The sequence below is a fragment of the Clostridium magnum DSM 2767 genome, assembly GCF_001623875.1.
GTDB classification, from domain to species: domain Bacteria; phylum Bacillota; class Clostridia; order Clostridiales; family Clostridiaceae; genus Clostridium_AM; species Clostridium_AM magnum.
In genome coordinates this window covers 1,098,843-1,119,607 of the sequence record NZ_LWAE01000002.1, presented here as the reverse complement: position 1 = coordinate 1,119,607, position 20,765 = coordinate 1,098,843, and the positions used below count along the sequence as shown (strand labels likewise).

Annotated in this window: 21 protein-coding genes; 2 read left to right on the top strand and 19 right to left on the bottom strand. The window is 30.1% G+C overall.

The features are described from left to right. Positions 1–9: 9 nt before the first annotated feature. The 11 genes from CLMAG_RS12605 to CLMAG_RS12555 form a co-directional block, all read right to left on the bottom strand. Positions 10–1,698, bottom strand: coding sequence for an SAVED domain-containing protein (locus CLMAG_RS12605; protein ID WP_066622562.1), 1,689 nt, complete (start codon positions 1,696–1,698; stop codon positions 10–12). Between the two features lie 319 nt (positions 1,699–2,017). Next, positions 2,018–2,536: a Mov34/MPN/PAD-1 family protein gene (locus CLMAG_RS12600; RefSeq protein WP_066622560.1), complete on the bottom strand. Its 519-nt coding sequence runs from the start codon at positions 2,534–2,536 to the stop codon at positions 2,018–2,020. Further along, positions 2,517–4,160: a ThiF family adenylyltransferase gene (locus tag CLMAG_RS12595; protein ID WP_066622558.1), complete on the bottom strand. Its 1,644-nt coding sequence runs from the start codon at positions 4,158–4,160 to the stop codon at positions 2,517–2,519. The genes CLMAG_RS12600 and CLMAG_RS12595 overlap by 20 nt, the downstream gene beginning before the upstream one ends. Then, entirely contained in the window at positions 4,141–5,199 is a 1,059-nt protein-coding gene (locus tag CLMAG_RS12590) for a cyclic GMP-AMP synthase DncV-like nucleotidyltransferase (protein WP_066622556.1), read from the bottom strand. Before CLMAG_RS12590 ends, CLMAG_RS12595 begins: the two co-directional genes overlap by 20 nt. A 532-nt stretch (positions 5,200–5,731) precedes the next feature. Beyond that, positions 5,732–6,007 carry a DUF3888 domain-containing protein gene (locus CLMAG_RS12585; protein ID WP_278330546.1) on the bottom strand — a complete coding sequence of 92 codons (276 nt, stop codon included), beginning with the start codon at positions 6,005–6,007 and terminating at the stop codon, positions 5,732–5,734. 528 nt (positions 6,008–6,535) lie between these two features. Beyond that, positions 6,536–7,261: a thermonuclease family protein gene (locus CLMAG_RS12580; RefSeq protein WP_066622552.1), complete on the bottom strand. Its 726-nt coding sequence runs from the start codon at positions 7,259–7,261 to the stop codon at positions 6,536–6,538. 97 nt (positions 7,262–7,358) lie between these two features. After that, positions 7,359–8,768: a nuclease-related domain-containing protein gene (locus CLMAG_RS12575; RefSeq protein ID WP_066622550.1), complete on the bottom strand. Its 1,410-nt coding sequence runs from the start codon at positions 8,766–8,768 to the stop codon at positions 7,359–7,361. A 59-nt stretch (positions 8,769–8,827) separates the two neighbouring features. Continuing rightward, positions 8,828–9,082: a hypothetical protein gene (locus CLMAG_RS12570; RefSeq protein ID WP_066622549.1), complete on the bottom strand. Its 255-nt coding sequence runs from the start codon at positions 9,080–9,082 to the stop codon at positions 8,828–8,830. A 24-nt stretch (positions 9,083–9,106) separates the two neighbouring features. Beyond that, on the bottom strand, positions 9,107–9,352 hold the full coding sequence (locus CLMAG_RS12565) for a hypothetical protein (protein ID WP_066622548.1): 246 nt from the start codon (positions 9,350–9,352) through the stop codon (positions 9,107–9,109). Between the two features lie 40 nt (positions 9,353–9,392). Next, positions 9,393–10,052, bottom strand: a complete 660-nt coding sequence (locus CLMAG_RS12560) for a metal-dependent hydrolase (RefSeq protein WP_066622547.1) — start codon at positions 10,050–10,052, stop codon at positions 9,393–9,395. Positions 10,053–10,278: 226 nt separating this feature from the next. Further along, on the bottom strand, positions 10,279–11,130 hold the full coding sequence (locus CLMAG_RS12555; RefSeq protein ID WP_066622544.1) for a hypothetical protein: 852 nt from the start codon (positions 11,128–11,130) through the stop codon (positions 10,279–10,281). A gap of 356 nt (positions 11,131–11,486) precedes the next feature. Here CLMAG_RS12555 and CLMAG_RS12550 point away from each other — a divergent pair, with 356 nt between their 5' ends. Continuing rightward, positions 11,487–12,251: a DUF5986 family protein gene (locus tag CLMAG_RS12550; protein ID WP_066622542.1), complete on the top strand. Its 765-nt coding sequence runs from the start codon at positions 11,487–11,489 to the stop codon at positions 12,249–12,251. A 21-nt stretch (positions 12,252–12,272) separates the two neighbouring features. Continuing rightward, positions 12,273–13,433, top strand: a complete 1,161-nt coding sequence (locus CLMAG_RS12545) for a helix-turn-helix domain-containing protein (protein WP_066622540.1) — start codon at positions 12,273–12,275, stop codon at positions 13,431–13,433. Between the two features lie 512 nt (positions 13,434–13,945). Here CLMAG_RS12545 and CLMAG_RS12540 read toward each other — a convergent pair. The 8 genes from CLMAG_RS12540 to iscB all read right to left on the bottom strand — a co-directional run bounded on the left by CLMAG_RS12540 (position 13,946) and on the right by iscB (position 20,491). After that, a complete protein-coding gene (locus tag CLMAG_RS12540) occupies positions 13,946–14,407 on the bottom strand; it encodes a hypothetical protein (RefSeq protein WP_066622539.1) in 462 nt (153 codons plus the stop codon). 5 nt (positions 14,408–14,412) lie between these two features. Then, positions 14,413–14,877: a hypothetical protein gene (locus tag CLMAG_RS12535; protein ID WP_066622538.1), complete on the bottom strand. Its 465-nt coding sequence runs from the start codon at positions 14,875–14,877 to the stop codon at positions 14,413–14,415. 75 nt (positions 14,878–14,952) lie between these two features. Next, positions 14,953–15,117: a hypothetical protein gene (locus CLMAG_RS32425; protein ID WP_161486963.1), complete on the bottom strand. Its 165-nt coding sequence runs from the start codon at positions 15,115–15,117 to the stop codon at positions 14,953–14,955. A gap of 148 nt (positions 15,118–15,265) precedes the next feature. Then, complete coding sequence (locus CLMAG_RS12530; RefSeq protein WP_066622537.1) at positions 15,266–15,640, bottom strand: DUF6262 family protein; 375 nt, start codon at positions 15,638–15,640, stop codon at positions 15,266–15,268. Next, positions 15,640–17,622: a tyrosine-type recombinase/integrase gene (locus tag CLMAG_RS12525; RefSeq protein WP_066622535.1), complete on the bottom strand. Its 1,983-nt coding sequence runs from the start codon at positions 17,620–17,622 to the stop codon at positions 15,640–15,642. The genes CLMAG_RS12530 and CLMAG_RS12525 overlap by 1 nt, the downstream gene beginning before the upstream one ends. Further along, on the bottom strand, positions 17,623–18,750 hold the full coding sequence (locus tag CLMAG_RS12520; RefSeq protein ID WP_066622533.1) for a tyrosine-type recombinase/integrase: 1,128 nt from the start codon (positions 18,748–18,750) through the stop codon (positions 17,623–17,625). Between the two features lie 213 nt (positions 18,751–18,963). After that, positions 18,964–19,116, bottom strand: coding sequence for a hypothetical protein (locus CLMAG_RS32420; protein WP_161486962.1), 153 nt, complete (start codon positions 19,114–19,116; stop codon positions 18,964–18,966). Between the two features lie 82 nt (positions 19,117–19,198). Further along, positions 19,199–20,491 carry an RNA-guided endonuclease IscB gene (iscB, locus tag CLMAG_RS12515; protein WP_082831904.1) on the bottom strand — a complete coding sequence of 431 codons (1,293 nt, stop codon included), beginning with the start codon at positions 20,489–20,491 and terminating at the stop codon, positions 19,199–19,201. Positions 20,492–20,765: the final 274 nt, after the last annotated feature.

The following is a 20,765-nucleotide window of genomic DNA, read 5'->3' as shown; positions in this document are numbered from 1 at the left end:
TAAACCTTTTTATTGATTATTTCGTAATGTTTTTAAATTACAAACCTTTTTATAATGTATTCCATCATTTCTATTATAATTATAAGTATATGTATCAGGATACATACTCTCTCTTATTATTCTTCCAATCTCTATGCACATTCCTGCAGGTGCTGCAATAAATAAATGAATCTCTTCATATTTGCTATATATACTATCTAATTTGTTTTTAATAATATTTTTTACTCTTAATACATCATTTCTATAATTCAAGTATCCTAATCTTGGACTATCAACTTTAAATGATAATAAATCATATTCTTTTTCTATAACTTGATTAATATCTTCTTGTTTTACTTCTGAACTTACTTCTAGCGCTACAGCTAGAATATCATTACTACCATTAATAAAATTCTCTTTTACTGATATATTATCATCTTTTTCATCAAATACCCAACTTTCCTCATTTTCACTATATTGATATATCTTTATATTGGGTGAATCATTTTGCATTAAATAGCCTAATGAAACTAGTAATGGTATCTGTGCTATAGGAAATATATGAACATTATCAGTTTTTATTTCAGCTATTATTGAATCATAAAAAATCACTAAATCTTTTAAATATTTGTTCCAATCATAATCTGATTTTGGATAAATATTTTTATGTCCAAATTTATAATCAGATGTATTTTTAAGATTATATCTCCTGTTTATTTCTTCATAATCTAAAGGTATACCCATCAACTTAAAGTCAATAATTGTATCTATTTTCTTTGATTTTTCCTTGTTATACTTCTCTCCCTTTAAATAATACTTACCATGCTTGGCTGCCTCTACTGAATAATCATACATCCATTTTGCAAATGATGTACTCCAATTATAAAACATATAATAACTTTGATTATTATCAACATCAATGTTACCTAAAATAAACCCTGCTGGATAATCATCAAATTCTGCTCTTGCTTGTTTACAAAAGCATAACTCCATATCTGCATTTCTATCGTGCTCTATAATAGCTTGATGGCAATGCCCTCCTAGATACATATCAATCCCCTTAGCTCTAAATATAGATTTCAGGTTATTTCTTTCTTGTGGATTTAAATCTTCTAATCTATGATGACCTATTACAATATTAAAATCTTCATTATTTATTGTTTCTAAACACTTATATACATTATTTAGTCCAACGTGAATTCTGCCATCCTCTACGTTTGAATCATAGCACATCCATGATGTATTTAAGTGGATAATATTTACTCCTTCAATTACTTTCTCAACAAAATGTATATTTTCTTTTGGATAATCTCTACCCAAAAGATTTTTGTATGTTATAAAAAAATTATTTTGAGCATCTATCAATAAGCTTATATTATTACTTTCACTTTCTTCATCTAGTATACCACTTCCCCATAGTTCTTTTACTATATCCTCTCTATTATCTGGAATATTTCTACTTAAATCGTGGTTACCTGGTACTATAAATACTCTTTCTTTAGCTATATCAAGTTTATAAATTAAATCTAATATAAATTCTTCCGCTAAATCATATCCAGAATCTTTATCACTTATATCCCCAGTTATAATAATAAAATCAAATTTTTCTTCATTATTTAATTCTTCTACTTCATTAATAAGAGCATCTCTCATTACCTTAGTTTTTATCCCACTACAATATGAGTGTAAATCTGATAAGTGTAACCATCTATGTTTCATATCTTTTTCTCCTCGTAAAATTTTATTAAGTCAGCTTTACTTCTTTTGTATTAATATCCCCACTCCATACCCTAATTTCTATTATTCCAATTATAATAAAAAAAGCATATCGACTTTCTCCGGATTTACAATTTATCAAAGCTTTTTTCCATGACATTATATCTATCCAAGAAGGATCTGGTATATCAACTGGATGAGTATACCAATTCCCTTCCTAAACCATAAATTCTACATAAAATCATAAAGAATATTTTTATACTAAGTATTAACGTTACAATATTTATAAAAGAACCTATAATAGCCCCCATTTAGTTTGTACTTATATTTTTTTATATAAATCACCATCTTTCTCACATTCAAATATTTCCACAATGTGTTTTGTCTCAAAATCACCAACCCATATTCTAATACTTTTTGTACCAGCTATAAGAAAAAACATATATTTACTAGCAGTTCTATCTTTTATCAATGTGTCATTCCAATCATCCCAATCTACTATCGATGGGTTAGGAATAGTTTGTGGGTGAGTATGCCACACCCCCATATAAAAGCTTTTTCTGACTCGTGCCTTTAATAGAAATAGCTTATGGATAGGATCTTTTATTTTAAAATGAATTCTGCTACAAATATCCAATGGCTGAGGATATGTTACATATTCCAAGGAAATGTTCCCAGTTCTTTCATGCTTGTATCCTAATATAAAACCTCCACCTTCAGGTGCATAATCATCATTTTGAATCCATTTGCTTATTTCCTGAAATACTTCTGGCAATATATCTACTACTTTTCCATTTGGAAGTTTCATTTTTATACATCTATTAGCTATCTCTATCGCCACAGCATTGACACTTCCCTTCTTTAAAAGTATTTCCTTGATTAATTACAGAAGTAGGCTCTATATCTATTAAACAATTATCTTCAAATTCACCCCTAAAGGTTCTCTTAACCGTATCTAATATAACACTCGTCGTTCTTAATAGAATTTCAGTACCATAAGCAACTCTTGTAGCTCCGCAGCCATTTCTAATAGTGTTTTGTGTTACTAATTCATCTGGTAATTTATTTGCGCTATTATTTACTAAATCGCCTTCTTTATTGGTATATAAACATTCAAAACATCCTTTCTTTGAATAGTCAACTTTCAAAATATGGCTATTTGTTCCTCCTGCTTCAAGCCAAGAATATATTACTGGTTTATCATAGTTAAACTCTTTAAAAACAGTATTAGCCATAAGTTGGACATCACTGTTCCCTACCGTAAAAATTATCATATCAAAACCATGCATATCTTTTTTTAGAATTTCTTGAGTGAGGTATTCATCTTTTTCATTTACAATAATTTCCGGATGCATTAATTCCAAATCATATTTCATAGCTATCACTTTACTGATATTACTCCATGAAAGCCTTGCTCTGTGGCGCATTATATTTGCTTCTTCTAATGTGTCTTCATCATATAAAGTTAAATTCTTTATTCCTAACTTCACCAACTCTGTTGCCAAATAGCTTCCAAGGGATCCAACACCAACTATGGCAACCTTTTTATCAACTATTGATGTATCATTTCCGATTTGTTCATTTAAAAATAAATAATCGCAACGTTTTGTTTCTACTAGTTCAATTTTTTCAATTGCATTTCCCAATTTATCCATAAGTGTTTCTGTTTTTAAATTTTTAAAATATACCAGGCAGCAAAAGTTAATTCTATGATTTAAAACCATCATTTCAAATATAAGAAACGCTCTATTAGATTTTACCTTTACTTTTTTTATAGATTCATATGTCTCATGGCCTATTCGTGCTACATCTCTTCCTTTAACAATTTTCAAAATCTCATCAATTTTCCAAAGCTTATCTTTTACTGGTGGCAATATCCTTCTATTATCTGTAATTGGAATATAGAATGCACATATATTATGTACAAAGCTCCATGCATCTTTGTCATTCAGCTTAATTCCATTTGTTACGGCTCTAAACATCTTATTTTTATTTTGGTAAACATTCATACTTTGAAACACTCTATCCGAAGCAACATATAATCTCAAAGGAATATCATAATTTACTAGTTGATTCCAATAGTACAAAAATTCTTTTTGAAATTCTTCCTCTATTTCCAATGGTGATAAAGATAATAGATGAATAAGACGGTCTATGGTATCAATTATTTTTTCTTCGTATGACATTAAGTAATTAATTATATCTCCTGATTCATGAAGACATACTAAACGATATTTCTGCTTATCTTTATCTATTGGAATTTCAAATTGCATTATATGCGGATAATCATATTGACTATCATTCTTTACTAAAATAAATGGTTTGCTAGTCCTTTTTTCTTCTTTTGAATACCAAATGCCATATTCCTTATCCTTGAGTTTGAAAAATACAATATCATCTTCTTCGCATAAAATTTGTATTTCATCATATGTAGATAGTATCTCTTTAATAATTTGATTCTCCACCAAAATTATGCTCCTTTTTACTAGATGCGTTTGATGATGTTGATACATTTACTTGTTTTACCGGCACTTTAAATTCATCGCCAAAAACTTTTTGTACACTTAACCCTGCATCGTGTTCAGATTCTTCATTACATGCATCAGTTAAATTTTGTAATGCCGTATTTAATTTATCATAAAATTTAACTCCATATGTATCACTGCTATCTTTCATCTTCTTAAAAACATCTGTCCACGGTGTTACAGGTAAAGATCTTGAAATATTTGCTTTTACAAGCACTCCATTTTCATATGTTAAAGAAAATTTGTTAATAATACCTTGAATTGTTTTTTGTAAGGATGATAAATCATCATCTCCTTCGGAGCTTGTACTTGCAATAAAGCAATCGCATGCAAGAAGAGTAAGTCCTATACTTGGTGGCACTTCATGATCCAAAGTTGAATTATAATATTTCTCTAATTTCCACTTCTTAATATAGCGGATGATTCTTCTTAGTTGATTATTACCATTGATCTTACCTATAAGATAGTCATTTAGTCCTTTAGGATCTGCTGGTTCCCATGAATAATTACCTTCAGTTGCAAATTCCCTACCTCTGGCAAGATATATATTCCCATTATGCTTTGCATACAATGGTAGATCTATATGCATCCATTCAGTTCCATTTTCAACATAGGATACATTTAAACATGGTTCTTTAATAGTAACAGATCTATTCCATAAATTTATCGCATCCCTACCATATCCTTTAATTTTTCTTGGATCACTATTTTGATCGATATCAAGTGGAAACATAACTGCAACATCTCTATCAATACTTCCACCATGATTATTCTTAATTGTAGTATGCAACTTATAACTTCCCTGATCAAATATTTCAATATCACTCTTTTTTACTTCAATATCATGTTTTTCGCATTCCGATGGAAAATTACTCTTAAAATTATTCTCCAAAGTTTCCCTTTTTTCTATAAGGTCTTCAACCTCTGTGTCGATTGTAATTTCTTTGTAGAAATCTTCAAACTGCTTTTTTAATTTCATAATGTAACTCCTCCTAACTTTTTATTACCAGTCATTTTTGTGAACGATTATTTGAATAGATAAAACAGCTACACCTATACTTGAGAAAAATGTTTCATTTCAGATCTGGTATTCAAACTTTCACTTAATATAGAACTTATAAGTATTCTTGGCCTAAAATCATTAAAACACGACCTTTCATAATTGAATTAAATAAAATTTTCAAGTTACACAGATAATGAACTGTTATCAATAATTTAATACCTTCTTAAACTTCCGGTTATAGACATTAGATATATTACATAATTCATTGATTAATTTGCATATAATACAAATTCTACAAATTAACCTAAATTCCTCCATACACAGCTAAATTTGTACTATTTTAATACCAAACTTAAAAAAGGTAGCCCCCTCGCTACCTTATATAAATATTCAGTCTATTATTCTTATAATCTTATACTGGTGACACAAGATAAGAATGCTTCGTCATATTTGATTAATAGATATGCTTAAAATTCTTCTTTATAGTATGTTGAAAATGCGGTGGTAATTAATACTTTTTGATATGTTGAAAATTATTTACTTCAACATCCCCTTCTCCATGCACTGCAATTTTAAACAAACAACACCTAATCCAAGATTGTTGTCCGACATATGGTTTTATCCGTATTTTAAGTACAAAAATGAATGAACGATAAGCATTAGGTTTCTCCACTCTTAAAATATCAATGTTCCAAGGGGCAACTGTCGGTACATCAGTTAGAAATTTTGTAAAATAATCCTCTACTGATTTCTGTATAAATGGCATAAGTAGAGAGCAGAAAATATCTTGATATAGTTCTTACTTTGAAATTTCGACAGACTTTTAAATAATATTATTGATACTCCTTGTCTTTTCTTTATCAGTAATCTTTCTGTATTCTTAAAAACTTTTGTAGATTTTGCTCATGGTGCTTCAGTACCTCATCTATTTTCTTTTTTATATCACGTTTTTCTCAAAAAAAATATGCTAATATGGAATAATCGAAAAATAAAACACTCAAAAGTACACATTTCTCTCCGTTCCCATTACTTACTACTTAAAAAGGACAAATATATATGATATAATACAATTAAGCGAAAAGTAAACGATACCAATATGATAGCGTTTATTAAGCAAGGGATAATGAGAGGTCTCCTTGCTCTTTTTTTATTTCCTATATTATACCTACCCTACTTCCATTACTTACTACTGAAAACGAATGCAGTGATATGGTATATATTATTAGAAAAAACATTTCTACACATTTTTAAACACTCTTAAAACAAGGCATACTATGGGGGTAGGATGCCTTGTTTTTTTGTTTTCCTTTAGTTATTTTACTATATTATTAATAGCATCTTTCATTGAACTTACACCACTACTAATGCCTTTTTTCAGTTCATCAGCAGCAGTTTCAGTTGCTTTAGGCACTTCGCTTTTTATCACATCTGAAACCTTCTTGGTAGTTGGGCTTACAGTATCTTGTATTGTTATGCTTCCCTTATCCTTAACATACTGCCAAATCCCCGCTCCTTCTTCCTTTGCATTATTTTCAACTGATAGATAATACTGGCTAGTTTGAGGATTCTGTTTTAAATCATGAGCTGTGATAGCAACAGCAAGTCCAGTACGTAACAAGCCACCACCAAATAAAATGTGTTTTATATAAATATAAGCTGCTATTTTGCCATACTCCCTTATCTGAGGACTATATTTCTCTTCATAGTAATAGAGTTCTACCACCTGCCCCTGTAATTCAGCTTTAGTTAATTCCATAGCCTTATCCTTCATTTCTACAGGTATATATAACCCTAATAAACTAACAGTTTCAACCTTATCCCCTGTTCTCACTATAAGAGTGCTGCCATCCAAGACCTTCTCTACTGTTCCACTTATAGATGCCATTCCTTCTGTTCCTTTAATATCAGATATAAGATTATTGGGAGGCTTGGGAGTTCTGCTTATGAAATAATAACAACTGGATATAAAAACACAAAAAATTAAGTATACTAATACATTTATCTTCTTTTGCGTCTTAGTTATCTTATGCTTTATCATTATTTACCTCACATCAATAATTTTAAATCTAGAAATTAGTTGAATCTCCTCCACCACCAAAACTATCACAACTACTATAGCTAAAATATGAATAGTGTTACTTTCTCCTTATTTCTTTATTCAATGCTTGATAAATGTACTCATAAGCCTCTAATTTTAGGTCACTTAGGTTATCTACATTAAAGTATTTTAATATCAAGCCCTCATACATTCCTCTATCTCCCTTGCCTTTAATGTCAAGTTCATCTATTAAAGCTCTTAAAGAGATTATTTCAAGATGACTAACCTTTCTGCTCTCCTTATCATCAGATGAATACTTTTCAAAACAGGAAATCAACCGGTCATTACCTATAAAAACAGCCTGCTGCAATATCTTCTCTAAGTTCACCTGTTTATCTATGCAATCAAAGTATCTTAACTTGTTATAAACTTCCATATAATTTTGAATTATTTTATCAGCACATAACTTTACTGGATATGGCTTAGCTCCTTGGTTATGTGCATTTAAAATATTTTCAATTACTCCCCAATACTTTTCATCAATCCTGGTATCAGTTTTGAAGGTAGATATATGATGATAAATATTACTTAATCTCAACACTGGCACATCAGATTGGTTGTCTATCTTTATGGCCGGATTAACAAATACAATAATAGGGTTGATGTTGATATAAGGTAAATTCACACCTTGCCTTTTCAATTCTTCATTTAATAATCTTTGTGTTAAGCCTATATGCCTGTAAGTCTGACTTGTAACATCATTTACCTCCATTACATCTCCTTCAGCACTAAGTCGGCTCCAAAGACCATCCTTGCTAACCTTAATCTTGCCTCTACGCCCTACTCCAAAATTTTTGACCTCTATGCAAAAGATTCCTCTTTCACTTATAACTAAATTATCAGATTCAACAGTATTACTCTCTACAATTAGCCTTATATTACTTAGATTTAATAATTTATCCCTATATAGGTCCAGCTCTCTATCTACAGAGTTTTCTCCGTAAATTCCTACTTTAGCATTATAGGATTGCTTGGCAGCCCCTTTTACTGCCCTCTCATATTCATTTATGAGTATCCCTAAGTCATTCTTTAAAACAGGAATTGTGGCATTTAGTTGAAGTCCTCTAAGGTGAGGCAATTTATTGTAATCAGCACTTTTCGCAAGGGGAGCAATCTTACTAATCTTGTTATAATATTGCTTATAAACATTGATGTTATCAGATATTCTTAATAATTTTTCTTTTTCTTCTCTGTAGAAATCCCTCTGCTCATATAAGGTTAGTCTTACTTCTTTATATTTATAATCTGCTATTGGAGTTCTCATATAGTATAAATCTGCAGTAACTTTTACAGTAGGGGCACTTTGAATTACTTGTTTGGGAACTTCTTTATCAGAAGGAGATGTATTCGGTTTTTCCGCTTCTTCTTTGTATATATTTATCTGCAGAGCTGATGGCACGTTTTTAACTTCCCTCTTGAACGCTTTGAATAAATCCTTAAAGCCCAAACTCATATCCTCCCTCTTATATAAAATTCAAGCCTCCCATTTGAGAGAGGCTGATATTATTATTGCTTATTCTGATTTTTCATAGATTCCATTATTTCTGGATGTATCTGCAACATCTGATATGTCCACTCCATTGTCTTTCTGCTTTTCTTAATCATTATAGTATCTGTAATAGCTCCTAAAACAAGACAACCCAAAATTATTAGAGTATAAGTTGGGTATTCCATTCTTAACTTATAGGCAACAAAAGCAATGATACAATAGCATATATCCATAACAAAAACGCTTAAACTTATTTTAAATTTATTTGGCATGATTTGCCCTCCCATTAATTAAAATTAAAATCCTCCATTGTGGGGATCATTGAAGCTATTTCCGTTATGCATGTCATACCCACCACTTTCAAAAGGAGTTACACTTTTCCTTGATTTCTCCATAGACCAATCTACAAACTGTTGATGTTGTTGCCTTTCCATTTCTTCTTTAACTTGAATATCATTAATACAATTATTTGAGGAATGATTGCCCTTTCTTGCATTTGATATAAACCCAAATATAACCACTCCACAAACTACAAAAAACATACATCAAATTAGTACAAACATAGAAAACATAGCTTCCCTCCTAAAATTTAATTATATTTGATAAAAATTGATTTACAGTAATCGTTGATTTTAATGATACTGAAAGCACTCCTAGAACATATACTGCTAAAAGTCCATATTCCATAAAATCATTTCCGCTCTTATATGTTATAAGAGGTATTCTAATCCTTTTGCCACCTAGAAGATAAAGAGCTAATCCGTTGCTTGTACACATATCTAAAAGATAGTGTGAAGCTAATCCACATGCATAAGGTATAATGTATTCTTTAGGTAAACTTAAAAGATATAATGGAACTGTTAATAATAGTCCTCCTAGTATTGGATCATGGAATATTGTTCTGTGATAACTGAACATATGAAGTCCACTCCATATGCTAAATTTATAATTAACTTTACATGAAAGAATTGACATTACTAGGATAATCCCTATGTATTTCAATACTGCTATTGGCGAAGATATTAAAATGGCTCCGGCTAATCCCTTAACAATATTTCTTTGCTTTGCACTAACGGGGAACAACCACTTATTTATTTTTGAATGTTCTTCATCTATATCTGGAATCATAGCCCCTACCAAAGCTGCTGCCACTACTATTATTGGATTGATGTTTAAGTGCATTGAATGTGTTAAAGCTACTCCTGTAACTACTCCAGCTATTGCATGGCTTTGTCCCTTCATTGTAGTTCCACCTTCTTTCGTAAAATTTATTTATTTTCTTTTATATCATATATATAATTATAACACAATAAATTTGTTTATTCAAATACATCTTTGTTATTTAAATAGTGACTATAAAAAACCGAAGTGGTTGTACTCCCTCCCCGGTTTAAAATAAATTCATCTTACTGATATAGTTTAAAAATAGTTACTGCCTTGATGAATCACACTTGGACTTATTCTCAAACTAATAAATTAAATTTGTATACTTAATTATTTTATTTTTTTCTACTGTTTCTATAAACTCATTAATAGTGTTGTAAAAATCTATTGTTTCATTAAGAAATTGCAAATAATAAAGACCTATATATTTTCTAAAAATAATTAGATTCTCTTTTTCTTCGGAATCATCGTATTTGAGACAATCAATATACCCTATTAAATCATCACAATAAAAATCAGAAGTCACTGTATCAATTATATCCTTACCTCCTTTAAGTTGATAAAAAGAAGATAGGTTATTAATACCGTAACTTGAAATGCAAGCACATAAATCATCAATAGGTTTATTAAACTGCTCAATGCTATGTATTAGATTGCTTTGATTTACTTGTAAAAGATATTCTCCAACAGCCTGCTCATACTTATATTTAATTTCATAATCACTTTGACTTTCAGCATCTTTATCGTAAACATATCCATCATCAACCTCTAAGCTTTTATCAATAATGCTGAGCAATACAATAAAGTCTGGCCATAAGAACTGAGTTTTATCACCTAGTTCCTTAAAATAATCTACATTTTTTAGAATGTCCATATGATGATAAAGTATAAATAGTATATTTTTTCGCAAATCATAGTAGAGCGCCATGTTTAACTTTGTATTATAAAATGAATTTAGATAGTAAAAGATAATTGCTCCAGCCACTCCTATTGCAAGCTGATTAATAACATATAATATGGATTCTGCTATATGATATGTTATATCCCCATAAAGAAACATAGGAGGTAATGTATCTAATAACATAATTATTTTATACAATGCTATTATTACAATACAGAATATAAATATTTTTTTAAACGACATTACTTTTTTCATTGTATACCCCTTTACTCACATTTTTTATATGAAAATCATACCATACTTTTAATACCATACCATTAACATTATCCAGTAATAATAATCTAATAGCCTAATATTTATATTGGAATTCCTATATAATAAAAAAACCTTCCCACCAAGGAAAGGTTCCCAAATTAGCATATTTAATTTATCTAATTATCAGTGAAAAGAAGCCTTGTTTCTGATAGATTATCTATCTCAAGCTACTTTGTTATATTACGTTTAGTATCATTTTAACTTGTCCAGTAATATTCAAATAGTTCGTTACTTGACTTTTTAGTACATTTTTGGTAAAATAATTATATTAATTAGTCATAGGAGGAACAACGCTTATGAATGCCATTCAAATTGAAAAACAAATTGAATCCGAACTAGGTATAGATGAAAAGAACATTAATGAAATTTTTAAATGTATTGTAAAGGGTTCTACTGAAGATGTACGTGCGAAACGTAACCTTTTTCCATCACCTACCTATAATGCTAGATATAATGATATATGGGATTCTATTAATGCTAAATGTGCTGCAACATTTAATGATGGATACATTGTTACAATGCACCATAGAGGAATTTATGAATTTATTACTATCTTAAATACATCATCATCTTGTGTATATATCTTGATGAAGGATAACAATTTTAATAAGGTTATTTCAGGAGGTTCTGTAAGTGATACTCATTATATGAAGTGTCTAACACTTATCAACAATGACTTGAAATCATATCCTCAAGTGTATGGACAGATAAGTTTTGATTTACCACAAAGTGATAAATTAAAAGATAAAAAAGACTCTATTAAGGGCACAATAATACAGAAGATAAATGGATCTGCTAACCGTTTCGTTGTTATAACTTTTGAACCTGATATTAATACAGGTATTAAGTCTATTTATGTAAATGTTGTTGCAGACAATACTTCTACTAAGTATCGTAAAGATTGGACTTCTTCAATTAAAGCAATTGAGGTTCCTGAATATGATGAATCTACATATGATAAGAGGAATTTGGATACTGACGTTGATAATGTTTCTACTTTTGATGCTCCTGCTGAGGTTAAAATCAAGAGGAGGATACAAGATGTGAGGTCCAAAAAATAAAGTTAACCGAGGTACAAGATTATGTCTATAGAAAATTTTAATGGAGAACGCTTAAAAGCAGCTCGAACAATTAGATGTCTTTCTAGCACTGAGCTCGCTAAACTAATAGGTGTTTCTAAGCAAGCTATTTGGCAATTTGAGAATCAAGGTAAGGTACAGCCTAAACCTGAAAACCTTTTTATATTGGCTCAAAAACTTAACTTTCCAACTAGCTTTTTTTTAGAGGAAAACTGGCAGGATGTTTCTGCTGGAAACTGTTTTTATAGAGCTGGATCTTCCATCACTAAAAAGCAAAAGGAAGCTCAGAAACAATTAAATATTATACGAGGAAAAATGTACTCTTTTTTAGATGAGTACATTGAATTTCCTTCTCTAAACTTGTTTCAGCTATCCAAGGAAGACCATCTAAGTGATGATATTATTGAAAATTTAGCAGAAGATGCTCGTAATTATTATAATATGGAAGATTTACCAATAGGCAATATGATTAACTTTATGGAAAATAACGGGATACTACTCTCACAGTTTCTGTTGCCTGATGTTAAATTTGATGCAGTCAGTCAGTTTATTTCTATAGATGGATTAAAAAAAATTCCAATTACACCTTATAATGCAGCAATACCTTCTTTTTGTAGAGTTCAATTCACTTTAGCACATGAATTAGGACATTGGATTTTAGGTCATATGGATTCTGACGAAGACTCTCTCTCAACGGAAGATTATAAGGAGAATGAACATGATGCTAATTTGTTTGCATCTTCCTTTTTATTACCAAGAGATGCTTTTCTAAAGGATTTGCCACAAAATCCAAACTTATACGTTTTTGTTGAGTTAAAGAAAAAATGGAGAGTATCTATACAGGCAATGATTTATAGAGCACATTATTTAGGTAGAATTAACTATAATCAGTATCAATATTTAATGAAACAAATCTCAAAAAATGGTTGGAGGACGCATGAACCTCTTGATGATGAATTTATTATTCCTAAACCTACACTTCTCAGAAAAGCTATTGAGATGCTAGTTGATCAGAATGTTATAACAAAAAAAGACTTGTTGTCTAAATTAAAACTACATTGTGGTTCCTTAAACATTGATATGTATGAAGAATTGGCAGGTTTGCCAAAAGGCTACTTAAACATAACAACAACTACTGAACCTAAAATACTATTAAAGAAATAGTATTCTGATATAAAAATGTTTAATTATAATCCACATAAAAATACCTACTGGCAATTTTTGTTTGCTAGTAGGTATTTTTATTCTGAAGTTTCAATTTGCTCTAAATGCTGAGGATTATCTTCCCTGTTTAAAATAATTTTTCTCCGCTTTTTCGCAAAATCACTCCGACTTAATTCTATCTATACCAATATACTATTAATTAGAGAAATTGTTACTTAACCCCTAGAGAATCTCATTGTCACACCAGATACAGTAGTATATCATAAGTTACTAGCTTAAATTTAAGCTAAAATTATATTACCAATACTTATATATTCGCCTCCATCTCTAGATCTAACACCAGTAGTTTACTGTTAACTTTATAAATGCAGTGCATAAAATAATTAGCTCTGTACCTATAGATGTTATCGCTTCTATCCGTATTTTCAAATTAAGCAATTTATACTAATTATTATTAGTTTAAAAATATTTAAGTTTTATGACTTTATAATTAATAAACACCGTAACGTCATCTAGTTTCCAATAGAAACAAGCCTTGTCCCTGATAAATTATCTATTTCAATCTGTTGGTTTGTAAAAATGCCTTTATAGTTAAACTTCATAACTGCAACAAAAGTAGGATGGTCTATTGCCTTTGTAGCTCCTGTTACTGGGTTTGTATAGTTAGTTAAAGTATGAGTATTAACTGCTCTATAATCTATTACATATACAAACAAATCAGACTTTGCACTGGATAAATTCTCTGATAAGTAAGTCTCAAAAGCCGTTTTAGAGGCCACAGGATCTATCTCAAATATTCCTTGTGCAATTTTATTGGGATCTTTATCTACTTGAAGTGTAGCTGCCTTAGTTGCTATATCTAAAGCATTTTTAACTTCTTCTTTGTACATACTAGCTTTCTTCACATCATAAACTAAGGCAGAAAAAACTATAAATATTATTACCCACATAATTGTCTTTAAACTCGTATCCATATTACTTACCTCAACCTTTCACTCATTACAGTTCTTTTAGAACCATGACTGATAATACTATTGCCTCCTAAAAAACTACTCATGCTAGTCATAGTTGTATCTTCTGATGAGGTGATTATTAAATAGATTTTACTACCTCTAGGTGCAAAGTTAGGAGTAGCTGGATATGGAGTTTGATTAAATGGAGTGACAGGATAGACCTTACTTGAAATGTTAGTTCCATTAATATCAAAAGCTTGTAATGTTATTGTTAGTTTTGATGTATCGAAGCCAGCCTTCCCTAAGTCAGCTTTTAAGTCAGTAATATTCTGAGCAGTAAATCCTCCTTGAACTGCAGCCTGCTCTGCATAAGCCTTTGAAATATCCACCATTGGAGTTTGGTGTACAAAATATATCCCTACTGCAAAGAGTGCCATTCCTAAAATAAACTTCATTATAAACGTCCACGAAAAAACTAAGGTTTCATCCATTAAATGCCCCTCCCCTCCATCTATAAAATTTTAGGGATAGAATCTCATCTACCCCTAATAAAACTCTATACATTTTTACGGTGCTACTACATTACCACTTGTACTGAAGTCTACTGTTTGGATTCTTGTTGTTTGAGCACTAATCTTAGTGTAAACTGGCTTAGCTACTGCTGTTGCGATTAATCCTAATAATACAATTGCTATAATCATATAAAACGCTTTCTTTAAATCTAATTCCATTTTTTCTTTATCTCCTTCCTTATATCTAGTGTATATCCCTATACACTGATTGATTTTACTTATTTTATACATAGACTACATATAAACTATGTAGTCCGTAATTTATTGTTCTGTGAATACCCTATTGATAATTTTATGGATAAATTAATTATATTTTTTCATATAACTTACCTCTTAGAATTTCTAACTGTTCCTTTAACTTCTTGTTTTCATCTTCAAGTTCCTTAATTTTTTTATCTTTTGCCATTATAATAATATCCTTCGATTTAGCTGTCTTATCATACTTAGCCCTTTGGTTCATAGTTCTACTTGTTTGTTTATCTCTAAGTTCTTCAATTCTTTTCTTTATATCTTCATTGTTATAAAGAAAAGTTTTAGAAACTCCACTTAAATTACATACACTATTAAAATTAATCTTCTGTTCAGTCAAAGAAAGTTCTCTAATGGCTTTATCAACCTTTTCTAAAGTTAATTCTGTTTTCTGTTTTGCGTATTCTTTTAATCCTTTAGTACTTCCAGCCATTAGATTGCATCCTCCCTTGATTTACCGTTTTTATGAACTAATTTGTGTTCTCTAACTTTTTCTAGTGTTTTCTCTAATATATCTAAATACTGTTTATTCTTTTCTGCCCAAAGCTCTCTACCACATCTATTACTTATTTCTATTTGACTTTTAACCTTTTCTATTTCTTCCTCATATTCAGGAATATTTTCAATTGTAGTACAGAAACTCGCACAAGTTAAGCAATGATTCATCTGTTGTTTACAAGGCAATTTAGAAGCTTTAAAACATACTCCAAACGGTACTTTTACTGCATCTAAGTTTTTCTTAACATATTCATATCTTATAAGGTTTTGTCCAGCATCAGAAGTTAAATCTATCTTTTGAAGTTCGTTAGTTTTAGTGTCAACTTTAAATAATTCTAAATCCTCTGTATCCTTCCATTTTTCATAAAGAACATTTTCACTAACAGTAGCATAATGAACTGTCATTTGAAGGCTTTGATGACCTAAAATCTGTTGTATAATACTAATTCCCATACCTTGTTCTACATACTCTTTAGCTCTTGTATGTCTTAATGAGTGAAGTCTAAAGTGATATAACTCACCTTTAACATCTCTAATATCTTTTTGTTCAATAAGTCTTTGAATTGTAAGTAATAAAGATGTCTTATTTAATGGCTTTCCTTTCAACTTACCTTTATAAGTATTGAATAAATACTTTTTAGCATTGTTTTCTTCTGTACTTAAATCTTTAGCTTTATCAATAGCTTTTTGAACCATCTCAGCAACCTTATCCCTAATGGGAATTTTAAGTTGTGCTATACCTGTTTTAGTTATTTCGCCACAAAGATAGTAATTATATTTTTCTTCTTTGCTGTTCCAAGTTAACTCTAGACAATTATGATATCTAAGGTTTAATATATCAGTGCCTCGCCAACCTGTTTCTCTAAGAAGAATGTAAATAGGAATATACTGAGGTCTATCCAAATCCATAATATTGTTATCTAATTGTTTTAATATAGGCTCTGGAACGAATTTAGCTTTTTTAACTTCATCCTTATTTAATTCTCTTTTAGGAATATCATCTTGAAATATTAAAAATGACACTTCTTTTTTAGGATACTTATCATATTGAGCCATTTGAATATATTCTAAAAATGTCCTTAAATAAGATACAAATTTACATCTATAAGTTGGGTTTTTATCTTTATAATCATTACCTAACCAATATAAATAGTTCTCTATATCTTGTCTTGATAAACTTTCTATAAAACCATCTTTATACCCATTAGAATAAAAAATAATAAAAAAATAATTTAAATGGCTTATTATCTGGTGACAATGATTCCAACTTTTTTTAGTAATTATAGTTTTTAAATACCTTTTTACAATATCTCTATAATAAATTGGAATACTTATAAAATTAATATGACCATTTACTCCATGAACTCCACTAGCAGGGATTTTAGCCCCTTTAATATTCTTTGAATACCATATATCTTTTTCAGTTTCTTCTCTATCATCATATAAATCCTTAACAAACATTATTAACTGATTAATAGAAGAAATGTAGCTGGAACTTCCACTTGGTGTTTTTAATGTTTCGTTAGTACAAACATAATTTAATAAATATAACTTCCACTTATCTAAAAATTCTTGTATAACAACTTCATTAAATGAGTTTATTTGATAAAAATATCTATCTAAAAAATTTCCTAAAGGATTAATTCTGTAAGAGTAATTTAATATGGTTTCTTTTTTTAACAATTTATTCTTTACTAAATATAAGATAAAAAATTTAAATTCCGTTTTTAGAGAATCATTATGAATATGAGAAAAATCTATGTATCTGCTTTTGTAAACTTTCTTGCCAATAAAAAATTCTTCAGTAAAATCCCACTTATCATTTTTTAACCAGTATCCATCATCTTGTTTTAAATACTCAATTATTTCATCATATTTACTTTGTTCATTGTGTTTTATCTGCTGTAAATTCTTCACCTATTCTTCCACCTCTTTATAAATATCTAAGTTTAAATTCGGTTGAGTTTTATTGAACTCTTCCGTTATTTCTTTATCAGAAGGGTGAATATAGGTGTTCATAGTTGTATAAATATTTTTGTGTCCTGCTCTTACTCTAAGCAGTTCTGGTTGCCATCCAGCCATTCTTAATAGAGTCAAAGAGCTGTGCCTAAACATATGTGGTGTAACATATATATTTATTTTCTTTTTTAATGTTCTAAATAGATTATCTACATCTACATAATCCATAGCTTTGTATTTGTTATTGCCACTTATCTTTATAAAAATATGATTAGTCTCTACTTCTTCATTATGGTATTCAGCTATATATTCCATAAACATATCAGCTAAATTTTGTGATATATCTATTCTTCTAGGACTTGATACTGTCTTAATTTCTGCATTATTTTCAAGCTGTCCTCGGTCTTGTAAGTCAATAATCATATCACTTATATCAATATCTTCAATCCATAATGACAAAGCTTCGCCTATTCTCATACCTGTTTCATAAAGTAGTGATAACAAAAACTTATCTCTTAAATTACTACAAGCTCTTACGAGCATTCCTATTTCTTTTTTAGTAAGTGTCTTAGGTTTACTCTTAGGAACTTTTAGCTTTAGTATATTGCTTGTAATCTTCTTCTGTTCATAAGCTATTCCATATAAAAATCCTTTGAAATTTCTGCTTGGAGTAGACACAAACTTTTTAAGTCTATCTGAAATATTATTGCTATATTCCTCATGTCTTAAAATATAGTCATAAAAAGCTAAAACTGTATTAACTATAATATTTATTGTTCTTGGACTTCTTGCTGAATCAACTTGGTTTGTTGGTATTACTTTTAAGCTCTTATATGGGTTCTGCAACCAGTTCACGAATAAAGCCAAATCATCAATAGTCACTTTTTGAAAATCTAATTCTCTTTGTTGTAGATACTCAAAATATAACTTCAAATGTTGACAATACATTCTAAGTGTATTCCTTGCATAATTGGTGTTATCTTTAAACCTAATAAACTTTAATATAGGTTCTATTGGTAGTCCATCATCATTAGCTACAAAGTATCTCTCTTTATCGTCTTCTGTTCTTGCTTTTACTACTTCCATATTTCTATATACACTCCTATGATTTATTGATTTATAATCATAGGGTTTACTACAGCTACTAAATTTATTCTAACTATTTATATAGTAATTTAAGTTATATATCTATATAAGAATGTATTACAGAATACTATAACTATCATCTAATCAACTACACTATATTCCTTTATATATCTTTAATAATTTATTTGATTGATTATTATTTAAAAACTTAAGTTAAGGTGCTACTACATTACCGCTAGTGCTGAAATCTACTGTTTGGATTCTTCTTGTTTGGGCGTTTATCTTTGTATAAACAGGTTTTGTTACGGCAGTTGCGATTATCATATAAAAAGCTTTCTTTAACCCTCCTGTGCGAAATTCTCCCATCCTCTATAGGTGGGAGATGGATAGCACTTGCCGATAGGCAACAGATGCTTTATCCTATCGTGGCAAGAATTTTTTCCTTCTTCTATAAATGGGGATGATTTGCCGTTCCCAAAGCAACTTCTTTGTATATCCAATTGTTATTCCTGCTTATAAGACTTACATTATCCGTACTTATTTGCTTATATTTTGGTGACACTTGCAAATAGTTACCTTCTATATCCTGCACATATACCATATTACCTGTAAATCCAGATACAAAACCTGTATTTGATCCAATTTTCACCTTATCAAACAAACACCATTTCTTCCCTTTAGATATTATTTCCTTAGTGTTCTTGCTGTTACGTTTAGATGTTATATTCGGTTCTTTCCTGCCTTTTCTTGCTATTGCTTCATGTAAACTTCTTTTCTTTTTTCTAACTTGTTTTATAAGATACCAGTTATCTAATCTCTTAACGGTTGAGTTTCCTGTGATACATAATGCGTCTATTCTATGTTCTTTAGGTAAATTATTGGTTATCCTAGTATTTTTAGTGATGTACCCATAAGTTAAATTTACATTTGAGTACAACTCCTTTAGCTTATTATAAAAACTCCAACGCATTATTCCCATAAATGCTGCATCTCTAAATGATTGACCACGTTTTAGGTTTAGCTTTAGTTTCCCTGAATGATAGTCCTTATGGCAATCTTCACAAAGTGTAATTAAGTTATCGGGGCTATCACCTCCAGTTTTCCTTGATTCTATGTGATGTACATTAAGTATCTTCCCTTTACAATTTTTCTTACCTTGGCATTTATGACCATCCCTAAAAATTACGTATTCTCTTACATTCCAGAATCCTAGTTGATTTCCTTGCTGGTACTTTTCGCCTTGTATATCTGGATTCTTAATCTTCTGTATATCAAAACTTGCTACCTCAATAATAATTTTGCTGATAGGTAGTAGGCTATGGACTTTATTTACAACTTTCAAATGAGTACCAATCTTGTTTTCTATTGATGGAGCTAACCACCCTTCTGTTTTTTTTCTATTTTCAAATCTAGGCTGCCTATATCTGGTTTTCCTACTTCGTCTCGAACGTCTAAATTGCCTTTTAGTTGCTAATAATTCTACAATATCAGTTCTCAATTTTAGTTCAGCAGAAAATAGCTCACATTTATATGTTGTTGCAGATAAACCAATTGTTCTATTTCCTGCATCAACACCTAATATTGTTTCCTGTGTTGTTTCTCCCGTAGCATATAATAACTGTATTGTAAAAGGCTCATAAGTTATGATCTTTGCTTTTTTCTGTTTTAGGAATATTCTTGCTTTTCTTTGTGTTGTTGGCATTAGTGGTTGATTTCTTTGATTTTTGACGTATACTCTCAAGTTACGTCCTCCTTTCGGATTTATTTGCCCTTCGCCAATGTTGGAAAGCCTTCGCAATGTGGTTGACCGTTCCTTACCCTCAGAACTTTTACAGAGCCACGAAAGAGCCAAAAACTAGAGCATCATTCTTGGGTTTCTACATGCAATCCAACGTAGTATTTTTTTCGCTACTTAGGCTAGTCAACTAGGGCTTCAAAGAATTTCTTCTCCAAGCTACCACTTCTTCAAGTGGGGGTTAGTTGACATCTAATTCCACACACTTCACCTCCATTAC